Here is a 14186-nt window from a genome sequence, read left to right as displayed (position 1 = left end):
GTCTTTCTGGGTACCCGAAAGCGGTGCGTTCTTGACGCGGATTTCTCACACTTGAGGCAATTTCGGGTCATTTTGTAGAATTCAGTCATCCCACAGGAGCCCGATCTGGAATATTGACGATATTCTGCTTCTGGCGGCGGGTTCTGAACGCAGTGAGGGTGTCACGGCCTGAGAAGGCAGTGTTGGTGGAAGCTATGTGGTCTGTGCACTGTCTGTTTCTTCAGATGGCCTGCCGGAGCCTTCGCAATCGTGCATGAGCGAGGGCGAATTCATGCTGACAGGGGAACATGTCCGGCATGGACAGGACAATCCGACGGACGCTGAGCGTGACACGTGTCGCGATTTTGAGCAGTCGTGCGCGTATGGTGCCACAGGTCGCCGTCTCCAGGCTGGTCTGGCCAAGGGCCAGTCTTTGCAGAGCGGTCAGCAGGACATAGGCTGCGGCCGAGAACCACAGCCGGAGCTGGTTGGCCCGGATGGTGTGGGACGAGGTCCTGTCTGAGAACAGATCCATCTGGCATTCCTTGATGCGGTTTTCCATATCCCCGCGTGCGCAGTAAATCTGTTCGTAGAGATGGCGGGGGTCGGACATTCCCTGCGGTAGCGTGGTGACAATAAAGCGATGATAGCGGTTGCCGTGGCGCCATTCGGCCTTGGCCACGACCCGCCTGCGGCGCGTCCAGCTGTCCTTTGTGATCCAGTCAAAGGAGGCAAAGCCGCGCGCCGCTTTGCCTGTCGTGGCGGCTTCGTCACGAACCTCAGCGGACAAAGAGGCAATCCGGTCATACAGGCGGGTGTTGCCTGCAAGCCCAAACAGGAAGTCAACGTGGTTGTCTTCGCACCATGTCATCAGACTGTCCCGGGCGAAACCGCTGTCCCCACGCACCAGGATACGCACCCGGGGCCAGCGGCTCCTGATCTGCTCCACGATCCGGCGGATGTCTGCCAGTGCTTCCTTCCCCGGGTCCCTGTCTGCCGTGCGCAGGGTAGCGCTGAGGAGATGGTCCCCGCAGAAGACATACAGGGGAAGATAGCAGTTATGGCCGTAATATCCATGAAAGGCCCGGCCTTCCTGATGGCCATGGATACGGTCATCGGTGGCATCCACATCCAGAACGATCCGGGCGGGTGCGCGCTCATGCTGGTCCATGAAAAGCGTCACGAACAGGGTAGCCAGGGCCTCATGATCAGCAATGATGCGGCAGTAACGATCTGCCTGCTGCCCACTGCGCTCTAGCCGGTTCAGCGTGGATTTTCCTGCCAGTGCCGTACAGTTGGCCCGGCTTCCTGACGGACAAGGTCTTCAACCCGGTATTCCACAAAGCCGGGATGCCGCTTATCGCGAAAACAGGCAGCAAAGCGGCGGCTGAGCCCCAGAATGTCATCAGCCTGTTTCACCAGAATGACGCCCCCATCCGAACTCATGCGACCCCCGTCAAAACGGGCCACAACACGCCGTCCACAGGAGGCTGGAAACTCATACGCGCCTGCGCTACACTCTGTCTGCATCGGGTTCGTTTATTGCTTATGAAAAATTATTTTGTACAAAACAGACTTTTTCATAATCTAACCCGATGTACAACCCTTCTGTGAGATTTCCGCGTCGAGCACACCCCATTGCAAAAGATGACTATGGATAGGAATAAGCCGCGTTCCGGCTGCTGTTTTGGGTGACCAGTTATCCTCCGGATGAGGGCGGACATGGAAGCAGCGAATACCATTGACGGTCACAATGTCCTGCGTGCGCAGGTTGCAGAGTTCCCCAAGGCGCATGCCGGTATACAGGGCGATGGTAATCATCCCGACATAACTGCGTAAGGATGTTGTGGTGCTTGTCCAGCGTGCTGTGGAAAGCTGGGCTAGTTCGAGGTCTGTCCAGTCCCGGCGGTCAATCTTCTGGGTGACATCATAGCTCCACCCGGCCCAGGGATTACGGGTCACGATTTCGCGTTGTACCAGGTGCCCCCAGAGGGCGGAGAGGCGTGAGAAATGGTTTTTGACCGTCTTACCGCTGAGGGTTTCCAGCTCTTGCTCCTTGGCGCGCACAATTGCGTCATGAATGCCAGGAGAGTTCTTATGTTTGCCATGCGTAGAGGGCAGGGCGAAGAGCATATCCCGGAACTCCCCAGCCACCCCGCCGGTAATCTGGTCAACAGGCTTGTCGCCAAAGGCTTCTACAAAAAGACCGATGGTCTTGCCGGTATCGCGAATAATGCCGGGGCTTTTGGTTTTATCACGGTAAATGAACTGCTCAGCCATTTCCGTGATGGTCGGCGCTGTCGTCTTCTTAGCGTTGGGTGTGGCTTTGTTGGGAGCTGTGCGGGCTGAGGGCTCCGCCTGCACAGGCATGAAGGCGGCCTCCGTTTCCTGCGCTGAGTTTTTGATAGACACCACGATGCTGCTCAGGTTGGCAATCTGCTCGCGCAGCATGGTTTTTTCTGTGGCGTTGCGTAGATAGTCCTTGGAGGCCGTGGCGTGCAGTTTTTTGAAGCCTGCCATCAGCCTGTCTATGCCGTCATTGGATATCTTAATAAACTCTTGCAGTTGCTTCAGGCTGTGCGCCTTGTCGAGGTAGAGCCTTGCCTTTTCATAAGTGCGTTCGAGTCTCACTTTCTTTTCTTCAATAGCAATCATACGGTCTGTATCGCGTATGAGGTCCTCATAGTGGGCAAGAAGCTTTCTCAGTTCTTCTGGAGAGGCGTCTTCGTACATGGCTTTGGCTTTACTAAAGAACAGTCCTGTTCTGGCATAAAGCCCGGCTGCGCGTTCGCGTGCAACCCGTTTGCTGTTGGTCTGGAGAGAGAGCGAGATTTCTGTGCGGCCCAGCAGGGGGCGAAGGGTGTGGGGAATGGCACGGCGGAAGTGGTAGTGTGAGCCAAGCAGACGGAGCATGTCGGTTCCCATTATGGGAAGGTGAACGGGACACGGTCCTTTTGTCCTGCCAAGCAGGTACTTTATTCAATATTTTCAATAGGTTAGTGGTGCGAACTGCGGGACTCGAACCCGCACGCCTATTACAGGCTGGAGATTTTAAGTCTCCTGCGTCTACCATTCCGCCAAGTTCGCGCAGATACAGTGGTGTATCTGAGATGGTTGAAAGCGTTTTAGCATGGTCGGAGATAACTGCAACAGCATGTTTATCGAACAGCTTGTAAAATAGGTCCAAAGTGGCGCAGCCAACTCTCTGCTTGCTGTCTGTGAGGGGTTAATGTGTCGACCATTTTCCAGAATTGGATACTATGGTTCATATGCTGCAGATGGCTTAATTCATGGGCAATCAAATAATGGCGCACGAAAAATGGTGCCATTATTAGGCGCCAAGACAACATTATACGCCCAGAAGATGAACAACTGCCCCAGCGGCTTGATGTATCGCGCACATCTAACCGTTTAGGGGCTAGCCCAACAGTGTGGGCTAGATGGTGCATTTCTTGAGTGAGAACTTTTGTTGCGTGTCGCTTAAGAAAGTCTTCTACGCGTCTTGCAAGAAAAGAGGGATCTCCGCTTACTAGCAGACAATCATTTTCTAGCCATGCACCGCCTTTGTGGTCAGGTGCATGGCGAATTGTATAGTTCTTATCTTGAATGAGGATATTGGAGCCAATAGCAAAGCGCGGCGTTTGCACTAATTTTTCAAGGCGTGTTGTAATCCATTGCGCCTGTTTCTGCACAAATATCAATGCCTGCGTGTAAGGGAATCTTTTTGGTAAAGTAACAAGAACCGCCTGTTCTTTTGCAGAAATCCGTATGATGCAGCGTTTGGCTTTTGTTGAAATACGCCAGATTATTTTGGCAGCACCATACCCTTCCAACATAACAGTGTCTGGCCAGGAGGGATTTTCTTTACAATTCAAGAAAACATCTTTCTAAACAGAAGTTTTTAGTGAGATTCCTCAGCAGGAAGGCCGGGCCAACTGACAATGTAATCTTCCAGTGCGCCTGCGCGTCTTTCACTTATGCAGCGTCCTGCGGCAGATTCACCAGCAGTGATAACTGATTGAGAAGTATGTGTCAGTAACGGGTGCCACTGTGGCAGGCCACGCCCTTCTGATAGGCGGCGATATGCGCAGTCTGGTGGCAACCAATCGAGTTCAGGAATCATCTTTGGTGTTAAGGTAATGCAATCTTGTACTTTGCGGCGGCGTTGTGCGTAATCTGTGCATTGGCAGGTTTTAACATCCAGAAGGCGACATGCAACAGACGTATAATGCAGTTCTTCTGTGTCATCATCACGCAGTTTGTGCAAACAGCAGCGCCCGCATCCATCGCACAGACTTTCCCATTGCTCTGTGGTCATTTCTGTAAGTGGGGTTGTTTCCCAAAAAGGTGCTGTCATTGTGCGATGCCAAAAAAGAGGGAGAGAAAAAAGCTTGCAATTAAAGGCTTTTTAAGAAGAGGCCAGATAATGAGCTGTAGGCATGTGCTTTGGTTGGCTCCTAATTCACGTGCTGTCGCGCCCCATGATTCTGGTAGGGTTTCGAGCTTAGCAAGCGGCCATAAGGCAAGCAGAGGTAGGCTTAAAATCCCCTGTAAAAAGGGGGTATAAGGTGTGTTGATAACAACAGGCAAAAAAATACCAAGAACTGATGTTGGAATGAACAACATAAAGAACGAAATATAAAAAATGCGCCCAGCATGTGTGGCAAATGCCAGCATGAGCAGAACAAATACAAGAAATATGCTTGCTATGCTGATACAGGCAAATCCCCATAAAAAGGAATAAGGCAATGGGATATGCATTAAAGAAGGGATCACTTGCGGAGTGCCCATTGTTCAAAATGTTCTGCAATGATGTTTAAGTGATTTATCCAAAAGATATCATCAACAACAAGCGGAGCAGCCAAGTGGCGTAAGTTGTTATCCACTGCCATATCTCTCATGGATGGCAGAGATGGCCATGCGTTGGAAAAAGCTTGCTGCTGCTGGGCTTGATCAAGCCATGATACAAAACTGAGTGCGGCATCTGTGGTGGCAGAACTATGTGGCACGCCCCATCCGTAACGCACTTGTAGGCGTTGCTGCCAACAGATACCAAACCGTTTGGTATCTCCGCTGGCTGAGTTCAACATTTCCCCCGTAGGCGCAAGCCCCATAAGGGCGCCGCCGCTTTTTAAGATCTGTCCGGCTTCTTCGGGGGTAGACCACCACACAATATAAGGGCGCAGCTGATCTAGTTTCCGAAAGGCGCGCCTTAGCCCTTCTTGGGTGTTGAGTGTGCGGTACACCATTTCAGATGGCACGCCATCAGCCAGTAGGGCAATTTCCAGCGTGGTGCGAGGGTCACGTCGCAGGCTGCGCCGTCCCGGATGGCGCGCAACGTCCCAAAAATCAGCCCAGTTGGGGGGGGTGTCAAAACGTGAGCTATCCCACGCAATGGCGTAATCAATGCTGGTTGAATAATTGGGTTGTGCTGCATCTTCAGGCAGGGGGGCAAGCAAGCCTGCGGTGCCACCTATAGCAAGGTTGCTATTTTCCATCATGACCGCAGCCCAGTGTTTGGGGTTGGCTTTTTCCTGCTGTTGAAGGGCAGTTAGAGAACCATCCCACCCAGAGGTGGTGATGCGGTGATGTGTCTGGTGCGTATATCCGGCAAAAAGGATTTTTTTCTGTATGTCACAAATCCTGCCCGAGAATGTCAGGACCCGTAAGGCATCTGTATGTGCAACCGTACGCTTACGCGTAGGCCGGGCCAGAGCCATTTGAGGGGTAAGAGAGATGAAGCCACCGCCCAACCCAGCCAATAGGGCTTTCCGTCGGGAAATGGTCCCGGCAGAAGGCTCTTGTTTCTGAGAGTGGGGTGACGGAGTCCCGCTGGAGCGACCGTGCAGGAAAGAAAAAGAAAACAGGGTGACCTCGCGCATATAGTGCAGCCAGATAAAGACAGGCTAGTTTAGCCTTATTTTGCATCCATCGGAAAGGCGATAGCGTTCTGTGGTTGCCAAGCCAATATAGCCTTGTTGCCGGGGCGGAGTTCACGCGGCAAATGAACCAATGGCCGGTGAGCTATAATTTCCGTGCCATCCAAGGTGCGAAACCGCATGGCAATGGCGTGGCCAATATGGTGGGCGGAAACCAGAGTGCAGGCAATATCTGTCTTATCTTCTATCTCCATGCCGCCAGAGCGAGGGAATAGAACGGAAAGACGATCAGGCAGAATGCAAATGCTGGCAAGGTCATTTTCTTCCAGATTGTAATCGGCCATGGCTTCCACTGTCTCGCCCGATGGGAGGCGCAATTCGGCAATGTCATCTTCTATAAGAAGTACCTTGCCGCTGATAACATTGGCATCGCCAAACTGTTCCGCCACGCTGAGGCACGCAGGGCGGTTTAGGAGGGTGGCAACATCTCCTATCTGTAACAGAGTGCCATTTTGCATAACGCCAATCTGGTCTGCCGCCATCATACAATCCTGCTTCTGTCGTGAAAGCAGTAGAATGCTCAATCCTATGGCATGGCGTAACCGGTCCAGAAACGTGATTGCACGCCGGATGGTCGGCTGATCCATTTTTTCAAAAGGCTGATTAAGAACCACAACGTCAGGCTGGGTAATCAGGGCGCGGGCTAATTGCGTGCGAAATATCTGTTCCGCATTAAGTGTGCGTGCCGGTTGGGCGCGCAGGGCTTCCAATCCTATTAGGGCTAGTATTTCCGCTCCGCGATGTGAGACCTCAGCTTTATGGAGTGTACCACTGGCGCGGAGGGGCAGAAGGATATTGTCCAAAACGGAAATATGCGGAAACAAGGGCGCATGTGGGCCTATTGTTGCCAGTTTTTTATGACCAGATGTGCCTAAGTTATATGGTGTGCTGTTTATTTCTATCTGCTCAACCGTATAGGGGCGTCTGCCGGCCAATGTTTCTGCCAAACAGGTCAGATCCTCATTGTTCTGCCCGATTCCCAGTATGGCTGTGCAGCTTTCCGCCGGTAGAGAAAGCGTGAGGGGTTGTGCGTTCTGAAAGAACGCTAGATTGTGAACCGCCAGTGCTGTGGATGAGCCATGCGTGGTGTGCATGCAACTATGTCCCTTCCCGTGGGTTAGAAGTTAAAGTGCACTATATTTCAGGCAGGTAAACGGAGGTTTCTTTCATGTCTTCAGATAAAATCAAAGAAGTAAAAGCAGCAGGTGAAGCCGCAGCCGACACAGCGCGGGACGAATTGGAAGTCGTAAAAGCGCATCTTGAACGCCTTGTGACCCAGCATCTGGTGCCTGCATTGGGCCGTGCAGGGGATAAAGCCGGCACGCTGAAGGGGCAGGCGGTTGCCAATGCGCGCGAACTGGCCGATCATGCACAAAGCGATCTTGCTAAGCGTAATCGTGGTCAGTCTTCCTGGTTGTCCATTGCCATTTCCGGCGTGGTGGGCTTTATCCTTGGGCGTCTGTCACGCTGACGCTTGTGCGTCATCTGAACAAAGGTAGCCTCGGAGCCCATGCGTATCTTTGATCTTGGTAAATCCGCCCTGAATGCTCAGTCTAACCTGATGCAACAGATGGCCATACGATACGGCAAGCAGGCCGTATTGTTGGCAATGGCGGCAGTATTTGGACTATTTGCCCTGATTACAGGGCATGGGCTCCTTTGGGTGCTTCTGGTTTTTGTAGGGCATTTTGGCCCAGTAGGTGCGGCATTTACGGTATTTGGGCTGGATCTTTTTGTAGCTCTGGTATGCGTACTGTTTGGCCGCCGCTCTTACCTTACAGTGCAGGAAGTAGAAGCCCGCATTGCCCGCGACCGCAACATCACCATGATGCGCGACTCCATGACCATGGCAGCTGTAACAGCAACCGTTGCAACAGCTATGGGACGCGGTGGATCTCGTAAAGTATGGGACGTTGTGCGGCGGAAAAAGGACTGAAATCGTCCACTCTGGACGAAACCATAGGTTCCATTCCAAATTTGCATTGGCGCGCAGGATTTTTTCTGTAAATGATGGCGCTGTCTTTCGTGAGTGTGCAAATTGTTTGCACGCTCACTAGTGTGGGTAGGGAATGGAACCGAATCATCATCCCGTTATGGCCAATGAGCCCCGCCGTTTCTTTGGATACCGGCTGGCGCGTCTTGCTGCTGTGTGGCGGCGGGAGATTGATGCCGATCTGCGGGCCTTTGGCCTGACAGACGCCACATGGCGGCCCATTTATTATCTTAACTTCTCCAAAACACCCATGCGCCAGACAGATCTGGCCCGCTCCCTCTCCTTAGAAGCCCCTTCACTGGTGCGGCTTTTGGATGTGCTGGAAAAGCGTGGCTACGTGGTGCGTGAAACGGATGAAGAAGATCGCCGCTCCAAACTGGTAAGCATTACGGAAGAAGGGCGCAGTGTTGCCGCCCTTGTCAGCCGCGTGGCTGATGAAGTGACCGCCCGCCTGACCGAAGATGTTTCAACCGAAGAGCTGGAAGAATGCTGCGGCGTTCTTGACCGGGTTGAGCAAGCCGTCCAAAACCACCGGGATACCGTTGGTGATGATAAAAGAGGCATGCGGTAATGCCAGTTTCCAGAACAGTGCCATGCTAGCTGAATTCAATATTTTTGGTGTTTTTATTGCACCTATTGTCGTGTACGCCCTAGCGGCGCTGCCGATTACAATGTTTGTTCGCTTCGTGTTGTGGTGGAGCGGCCTTCTGGGCTGGTTCTGGCATATCGCGTTGTTTGAAATATCGTTATACGTCAGTATCCTTTGCCTGCTGATCCTCTACGTCTGACCCGAAAAGGCTTTTGAGTCTCCGCAATGCCCCTTCTGCGCACCCTGATACGAGTTGTTCTGACCCTTGCGGTCGTCTCACTGGCCATCGTTCTGGGGATTACCCTGTGGAACGTGTATATGATTGCACCCTGGACCCGAGATGGCCGTGTGCGTGTTTACGTTGTGGACGTAGCGCCTGAAGTTTCCGGCACCGTGGTGCAGATTCCCATTGTGGATAACCAGTTTGTGCATAAGGGGGACCCCCTGTTTGTGCTTGATCCGGTGCGTTTCCGTCTTGCTATCCGTGAGGCACAGGCCCGGCTTGATGGCGCATTGGAAGATTTGAAGCTGAAACGCAACGATGCCCGCCGCCGTATGGGCTTGGGTGGCATTGTGTCGGCCGAAGAACAGGAAGTCTTTAACTCCAATGTGGCCACGCAGATTGCATCTGTGGATGCAGCTCGTGCTGCTTTGGATGTGGCTAAACTGAACTTGCAGCGTTCTGTTCTGTATTCTCCGGTAAACGGCTACATTACCAACCTGAATCTGCGAGTAGGTGATTACGCCTCTGCCGGGCAGGCACGTATGGCCGTTATCGATTCCGACTCCTATTGGGTTTACGGGTATTTCGAAGAAACAAAGATGTGGGGCGTGCACGTGGGTGATGAAGCCCGCGTTAAGCTGATGGGTTACAAGCCTATTCTTACAGGCCACGTTGTCAGCATCGCACGTGGTATTAACGATACCAACGGCACACCGGATAAGCTTGGGCTGCAGGATGTAAACCCAATCTTTACCTGGGTGCGTCTGGCACAGCGTATTCCCGTACGTATTCACATTGACCACGTGCCCGATAGTGTCACGCTGGCAGCAGGTATGACGGCAACTGTGAGCGTAGGCCCTGAACCCAGAGGCCGCCGCGGAAAGTTGACGACCTGGCTTCAAGATCATCTGTAAGCGCAGGACATGAGACAGAACATGAAGGGTCGTCGTCGCCTTGGGCTGTTTCTGGCAACATCCATGCTGTTGTCAGCCTGTACCGTAGGGCCAAATTATCAGCCAGATCGTATGAAGGTTCCGGCAGCGTTCAAGGAGACGGAGGAAGAAGAGCATCCGGCTACACCTGAAGAGATCGAACGCACCAATAAGGAAATGACAGAGTGGTGGTCTTTGTTCAAAGATCCCATCCTCACGCGCTTGGTTAATGATGCCATTACGGGCAACTACGATCTGCAGATTGCCGGGCAGCGTATTCTGGCTGAACGGGCCATTCGTGATCGGTCTGCTGCACAGTGGTATCCACAAATGGATGCCAATATGGGCGGTGGTGATGTGCGCTATTCCATCAATATTGATAACTGGCCACTTCGTCCTGGCAATGCAGCTAACCGACCAGAAGCTTCCATGCTCACCTATGGTGTGATGGCATCGTGGGAGCTGGATATGTTCGGGCGTATCCGCCGTGATGTAGAAGCGCATGAACATCAGGTTGAAGCCAATATTGAAGGCCGCCGCGCACTGCTGATGGGCCTGCTGTCCGAACTTGCGTCCGACTATATGTTGCTGCGCGTAACACAGCTTCAGATCAAGATTGCCACAGATAACATTCGCGTTGCCAAGGATGCGCTGGACCTAACCAACAAGCTGTATCTGGAAGGTGTGGGCAACACCTTGCAGATTGCACAGGCTCAGGCAGAAATGGATGCGCAGATTGCTGCGCGTGAGCCGCTTAAAACACGTGTTTCGCAGGTAACGCACGCCATTGCTGTGCTGTTGGGTAAAATGCCGGGTGAGTTGGAGGAGGAACTGAAGATACCGCGGCCTCTGCCAATTGTGCCGGAATTTCCTGCCACACTGCCATCCATTGTTATTGCCAATCGCCCAGATATCCGTATGGCAGAGCGGCAATATGCTGTGGCTACGGCCCAGATTGGTGTGGCTGTTGCCAACCTGTATCCGCATTTTGTGGTGCCGCTAACCTTTAACCCCAATGCTTCAGCCATGTATCAGGCGTTTCAGGCAAATGCCATGAGCTGGCAGTTCCTGCTGATGGCCAGCATGCCATTGATGCACGGCGGCAAAATGACCTCAGAAGTGCGTGCTGCACAAGCAGCCGCTGAAGCCGCGCGTTTGACCTATCGTCAGACGGTTCTGCAAGGCTTTAAGGAAGTGGAAGATGCCATGGCTGCATGGCATGATGACATTGAATATGCCGAACAACTGCATAAAGCCGCAGAAGATAGTGCAACTGCCAGTGAGCGTGCGCGTAAACTGTATGGTGCTGGTCTAGTAGGCTTTTTGGAAGTGCTGACAACTGAACGTACAACCTTGAACGCGCAGAATATGGAAGCTCTCGCCAAGTTAGAGCGTCTGCGTGATGCGGTAAATCTGTACACGGCTCTGGGTGCTGGATGGAAAGGTGTTGCCCTTACCAACACCACCTTACCTGTTTCGCTTGAAACACAGAATTTCCTTGCCCGTGCCTTCAAACAGTAATCCACATCAGAAAAGCGCTTTGGCATCACCTTATGTCAGGCGCATCCTATTGGTTGCTTTGTTGCTGATAGGTGGTTTTACGCTGATGTGTTTTACCGGCTGGCTGGCAGTGACGCATAGTCACGTGCAAGATAGCTGGGCTATGGTTGCGTTCCGCTGGTTGTTCCCTGTGATAGGGGCCGTAATGGTTGTGGCCGGATTTGTATTCCTCAACCGGCCAGTAGGAAATGTCTGGGAAAATTTTGAAGCATCCTCAGATGATGAGGACGCAGATGAAATTGTCTCTAATATGGATGGGCGCTAGGCAGAATTTAGCTGCTCGCAAGGCGTTTGAAGGCAGGGGTTTGTGCCTGTGCCATCAAAAATGAGATCATGCCCTTACGTGCCAAAGCAGCATCCTGCCCAAGATGAATAAGCCCCCCAATCTGTGTTGGGTGGCGTATTACATCACATATCAACTTGCCGATTTGCAGCCCCCCTTCAGGGGAAAGAACAGACCCTGCAATAGGGGGCAAGGAACGGTCTGCCGGATCGCACACAACCCGCAATACAGCAAAAGGTAAGCCAGCGTCTTCTGCTGCCTTGGCTAAGAAACCACTTTCCATATCCAATGCAGGGCAATGAGACTGTGCAAAAAGCTCTGCCTTATGGGCGGCATCCATTACAACAGTATCACTGTGCAGCAATGTGCCGCCCTGCACACCAGCCTGATCTCCACCCAAAATATGGCGGAGGGTGGCATCGCATACGGTATCTGTGCCCCAGCAGGAAACCTTTTCGGGAATAACAATGGTGCCAGCAGACAATGCTGGGTTTAGCCCCGCAGCCAAACCAAAGGAGAGCAGGCAATCAGTCCCGCTGGCAACCAACCTAGCTGCTTCTCGCTTTGCCCCTGCATGTGTGGCGCCGCTGGCCGCAATGGCAGCATGAGGGAAAATAGAGCGAATAAGGCGTGCTTCCGCTTTTAAGCCGACCAGAATACCGGGGCGAGATGGGGAAGGTTGAGCAAAAGCTGATGTCATTGATTTAGAACCCAAAGGAAACCCGGCGCGTATTGCTGCTTTCAAGGTTGCGATAGCGAGCTAAAGCCATAAGCGGGAAGAATTGCTTGTAGCCGTGGTAGCGAAGGTAAAACACTTTAGGAAAGCCGACAGCATTATAGGGGTCTTCATGCCATTCCCCATTGGCATCCTGCTGGTCAGCCAACCATGTAATGCCGCGCGTTACAGCCGGATCATCCCTCCGTCCTGCGGCCATCAAGCCCAGAACAGCCCATGCGGTTTGTGAGGGCAGGCTTTCATCATATGTGCCGTGTGGGCCACCTTCATAAGATTCGCAACCTTCACCCCAGCCACCATCTGCACGTTGTACAGAACGTAGCCATTCCACAGCTTTCACCACGGCAGGGTCATCGTGGGAAACGCCAGCAGCATTCAGGGCGCATAGGGCAGACCATGTGCCGTAAATGTAGTTTGTGCCCCACCGCCCAAACCAGGAACCATCTTTTTCCTGCTCTTTGCGCAGATATTCCAGCCCGCGGTTAATAACCGACTCGTCTTCTGGGTTTCGTAACTGGGCCAGAAAGGAGATGCACCGGGCGGTTACATCTGCGGTAGGCGGATCTAGCAAGGCACCGTGATCGGCAAAGGGAATGTGATTGAGCACATTCTTGTTGTTATCGATATCAAAAGCACCCCAGCCACCATCTGTGCTTTGCATGCCCACAATCCATGTGCGTGCGCGCTCAATGGCTTCGGCATTTGCAAGGTCACCTTCACGGTGCAGCAACATGCCTACTACGGCTGTATCATCCACATCCGGGTAATAGTCGTTTCCGTATTGGAAAGCCCACCCACCGGGAGCCAGATTGGGGTTACGAACAGCCCAATCTCCCTTCACGTTCAGGATTTGCTTACTGCGGAGCCATGCAGAGGCTTTTTTCAGCTCAGCAACAGTTTTTTCTGGTGCGATTCCATTGGGGCCGGAGGCTGCCTCAATCATGGCATGGCCAGAAAGGCCGGTGTCCCAAATGGGGGAAACACACGGCTGGCAGTAAGCTTCATCATCTTTTTCAACGATGAGAGCCTGCACGGCTTCCCATGCCGTTTTTGCACGTGGGTCTTCATCTGGCACGCCCATGGCCCGATACATCATCACCACATTGGCCATGGCGGGGTAAATGGCCCCTAGTCCATCTTTGCCATTTAGACGAGGTTCGATAAAATCAAGAGCGGCCTGAATGGCCTTTTTATGCGTTTTTTCGGGAATAAACGGCACAACTGGCCGCAAAACGCTATCCAGCCCTTTAAAAACATATCCCCACGCAGAGCGATAAGGGCCGCGGATCCAATCTTGCACTTTTTCTGGCGGAGTTACAAACAACTCCCGCACATGGATTTGGCGCGGGTTTGCCGCCACAGGGCGTAGGGCCGCCAGCACCAGAAGCGGGGCAATAACCGTGCGGGACCAGTAAGACATATTCCATACGGAAAAGAATGCCTTGGCAGGTAGGAGCATCAATTCCACCGGCATAACCGGGGTTGCACGCCACGGCACCTCCCCAAACAGAGCAAGTTGGGAGCGTGTGAATACGTTTGAGCGTTCTGCGCCACCATGATCCAGAATGGCTTCTCGCGCACGCTGCATATGGGGGGCGTTAATATCATCCCCCACAGCTTTCAGTGCGAAATAGGCTTTTACAGTGGCTGAAAGGTCGAACTTGCCATTGTGGTAAAGGGGCCAGCCGCCATGCTCTTCGCTTTGGATACGGCGCAGATAGATGGCAATTTTCTGTTCCAGCGCATCGTCAATCCTGTCCATGAAGTGTTCGAGCAGGATATATTCGGCAGGAATGGTGGCATCAGCTTCTAGTTCATAAACCCAATGCCCATCATCTTTCTGGGCCTGACTGAGTGCTGTATGCGCACTAAGGACCGCACGATCCAGAGCCTCTGAAGAAAGGCGTGATTCGGAAAAAGCACTCCCATCGGCGGCCATGTCAGAAAATCCT

15 protein-coding genes, 1 tRNA gene and 1 pseudogene are annotated in these 14186 nt (G+C 52.8%); 7 read left to right on the top strand and 10 right to left on the bottom strand.

Annotated features, from left to right (window positions below; all coding sequences use genetic code 11):
• Positions 1-220 precede the first annotated feature (220 nt).
• The 8 genes and pseudogenes from A4S02_RS11650 to A4S02_RS11610 all read right to left on the bottom strand — a co-directional run bounded on the left by A4S02_RS11650 (position 221) and on the right by A4S02_RS11610 (position 7012).
• Positions 221-1509, bottom strand: a pseudogene (locus A4S02_RS11650) (IS1380 family transposase).
• A 57-nt stretch (positions 1510-1566) separates the two neighbouring features.
• Positions 1567-2892, bottom strand: a complete 1326-nt coding sequence (locus tag A4S02_RS11640; protein ID WP_157885557.1) for a DUF6538 domain-containing protein — start codon at positions 2890-2892, stop codon at positions 1567-1569.
• Between the two features lie 87 nt (positions 2893-2979).
• Positions 2980-3066 (bottom strand) — tRNA-Leu (locus A4S02_RS11635).
• A 71-nt stretch (positions 3067-3137) separates the two neighbouring features.
• Entirely contained in the window at positions 3138-3815 is a 678-nt protein-coding gene (locus tag A4S02_RS11630) for a M48 family metallopeptidase (protein WP_019088869.1), read from the bottom strand.
• A gap of 65 nt (positions 3816-3880) precedes the next feature.
• Positions 3881-4336: a YcgN family cysteine cluster protein gene (locus A4S02_RS11625; RefSeq protein WP_070323869.1), complete on the bottom strand. Its 456-nt coding sequence runs from the start codon at positions 4334-4336 to the stop codon at positions 3881-3883.
• A complete protein-coding gene (locus A4S02_RS11620) occupies positions 4333-4770 on the bottom strand; it encodes a spermidine/putrescine ABC transporter permease (protein ID WP_070323868.1) in 438 nt (145 codons plus the stop codon). Before A4S02_RS11620 ends, A4S02_RS11625 begins: the two co-directional genes overlap by 4 nt.
• Complete coding sequence (locus A4S02_RS11615) at positions 4752-5861, bottom strand: extracellular solute-binding protein (RefSeq protein WP_070323867.1); 1110 nt, start codon at positions 5859-5861, stop codon at positions 4752-4754. Before A4S02_RS11615 ends, A4S02_RS11620 begins: the two co-directional genes overlap by 19 nt.
• Positions 5862-5896: 35 nt before the next feature.
• Positions 5897-7012, bottom strand: a complete 1116-nt coding sequence (locus A4S02_RS11610) for an ATP-binding cassette domain-containing protein (protein ID WP_019088865.1) — start codon at positions 7010-7012, stop codon at positions 5897-5899.
• 74 nt (positions 7013-7086) lie between these two features.
• On the opposite strand from A4S02_RS11610, the gene A4S02_RS11605 reads away from it, so the two are divergent.
• The 7 genes from A4S02_RS11605 (at position 7087) to A4S02_RS11575 (ending at position 11480) form a co-directional block, all read left to right on the top strand.
• Positions 7087-7389 carry a hypothetical protein gene (locus tag A4S02_RS11605; protein WP_070323866.1) on the top strand — a complete coding sequence of 101 codons (303 nt, stop codon included), beginning with the start codon at positions 7087-7089 and terminating at the stop codon, positions 7387-7389.
• Between the two features lie 39 nt (positions 7390-7428).
• Positions 7429-7854, top strand: coding sequence for a phage holin family protein (locus tag A4S02_RS11600; protein ID WP_003629184.1), 426 nt, complete (start codon positions 7429-7431; stop codon positions 7852-7854).
• A gap of 133 nt (positions 7855-7987) precedes the next feature.
• On the top strand, positions 7988-8482 hold the full coding sequence (locus A4S02_RS11595) for a MarR family winged helix-turn-helix transcriptional regulator (protein WP_070323865.1): 495 nt from the start codon (positions 7988-7990) through the stop codon (positions 8480-8482).
• 22 nt (positions 8483-8504) lie between these two features.
• Positions 8505-8699: a DUF1656 domain-containing protein gene (locus A4S02_RS11590; RefSeq protein ID WP_070324259.1), complete on the top strand. Its 195-nt coding sequence runs from the start codon at positions 8505-8507 to the stop codon at positions 8697-8699.
• 26 nt (positions 8700-8725) lie between these two features.
• Entirely contained in the window at positions 8726-9637 is a 912-nt protein-coding gene (locus A4S02_RS11585; RefSeq protein ID WP_003625609.1) for an HlyD family efflux transporter periplasmic adaptor subunit, read from the top strand.
• 9 nt (positions 9638-9646) lie between these two features.
• Positions 9647-11176 (top strand): efflux transporter outer membrane subunit, encoded by a 1530-nt coding sequence (locus A4S02_RS11580; protein WP_019088862.1) that lies wholly within the window; start codon positions 9647-9649, stop codon positions 11174-11176.
• The gene (locus tag A4S02_RS11575; RefSeq protein WP_228142383.1) at positions 11154-11480 is read left to right on the top strand and encodes a hypothetical protein; all 327 of its coding nucleotides are present in this window, start codon (positions 11154-11156) and stop codon (positions 11478-11480) included. Before A4S02_RS11580 ends, A4S02_RS11575 begins: the two co-directional genes overlap by 23 nt.
• 7 nt (positions 11481-11487) lie before the next feature.
• Here A4S02_RS11575 and A4S02_RS11570 read toward each other — a convergent pair whose 3' ends face one another.
• Together A4S02_RS11570 and shc are read right to left on the bottom strand one after the other, a co-directional pair.
• Positions 11488-12198: a phosphorylase family protein gene (locus tag A4S02_RS11570; RefSeq protein ID WP_070323864.1), complete on the bottom strand. Its 711-nt coding sequence runs from the start codon at positions 12196-12198 to the stop codon at positions 11488-11490.
• A 4-nt stretch (positions 12199-12202) separates the two neighbouring features.
• Positions 12203-14173, bottom strand: a complete 1971-nt coding sequence (shc, locus tag A4S02_RS11565) for a squalene--hopene cyclase (RefSeq protein ID WP_070323863.1) — start codon at positions 14171-14173, stop codon at positions 12203-12205.
• Positions 14174-14186 lie beyond the last annotated feature (13 nt).

This window comes from Acetobacter ascendens (assembly GCF_001766235.1).
In the GTDB taxonomy this organism is placed as follows: Bacteria; Pseudomonadota; Alphaproteobacteria; order Acetobacterales; family Acetobacteraceae; genus Acetobacter; species Acetobacter ascendens.
This window is presented reverse-complemented; position numbering and strand designations above follow the sequence as displayed.

Excerpts from the sequence above, each read along its gene's own strand:
- A4S02_RS11640 (WP_157885557.1), bottom strand. The coding sequence starts at position 2,892 with ATGCTCCGTCTGCTTGGCTCACACTACCACTTCCGCCGTGCCATTCCC.
- A4S02_RS11630 (WP_019088869.1), bottom strand. The coding sequence starts at position 3,815 with ATGTTGGAAGGGTATGGTGCTGCCAAAATAATCTGGCGTATTTCAACA.
- A4S02_RS11625 (WP_070323869.1), bottom strand. The coding sequence starts at position 4,336 with ATGACAGCACCTTTTTGGGAAACAACCCCACTTACAGAAATGACCACA.
- A4S02_RS11620 (WP_070323868.1), bottom strand. The coding sequence starts at position 4,770 with ATGGGCACTCCGCAAGTGATCCCTTCTTTAATGCATATCCCATTGCCT.
- A4S02_RS11615 (WP_070323867.1), bottom strand. The coding sequence starts at position 5,861 with ATGCGCGAGGTCACCCTGTTTTCTTTTTCTTTCCTGCACGGTCGCTCC.
- A4S02_RS11610 (WP_019088865.1), bottom strand. The coding sequence starts at position 7,012 with ATGCACACCACGCATGGCTCATCCACAGCACTGGCGGTTCACAATCTA.
- A4S02_RS11605 (WP_070323866.1), top strand. The coding sequence starts at position 7,087 with ATGTCTTCAGATAAAATCAAAGAAGTAAAAGCAGCAGGTGAAGCCGCA.
- A4S02_RS11600 (WP_003629184.1), top strand. The coding sequence starts at position 7,429 with ATGCGTATCTTTGATCTTGGTAAATCCGCCCTGAATGCTCAGTCTAAC.
- A4S02_RS11595 (WP_070323865.1), top strand. The coding sequence starts at position 7,988 with ATGGAACCGAATCATCATCCCGTTATGGCCAATGAGCCCCGCCGTTTC.
- A4S02_RS11590 (WP_070324259.1), top strand. The coding sequence starts at position 8,505 with ATGCTAGCTGAATTCAATATTTTTGGTGTTTTTATTGCACCTATTGTC.
- A4S02_RS11585 (WP_003625609.1), top strand. The coding sequence starts at position 8,726 with ATGCCCCTTCTGCGCACCCTGATACGAGTTGTTCTGACCCTTGCGGTC.
- A4S02_RS11580 (WP_019088862.1), top strand. The coding sequence starts at position 9,647 with ATGAGACAGAACATGAAGGGTCGTCGTCGCCTTGGGCTGTTTCTGGCA.
- A4S02_RS11570 (WP_070323864.1), bottom strand. The coding sequence starts at position 12,198 with ATGACATCAGCTTTTGCTCAACCTTCCCCATCTCGCCCCGGTATTCTG.
- shc (WP_070323863.1), bottom strand. The coding sequence starts at position 14,173 with ATGGCCGCCGATGGGAGTGCTTTTTCCGAATCACGCCTTTCTTCAGAG.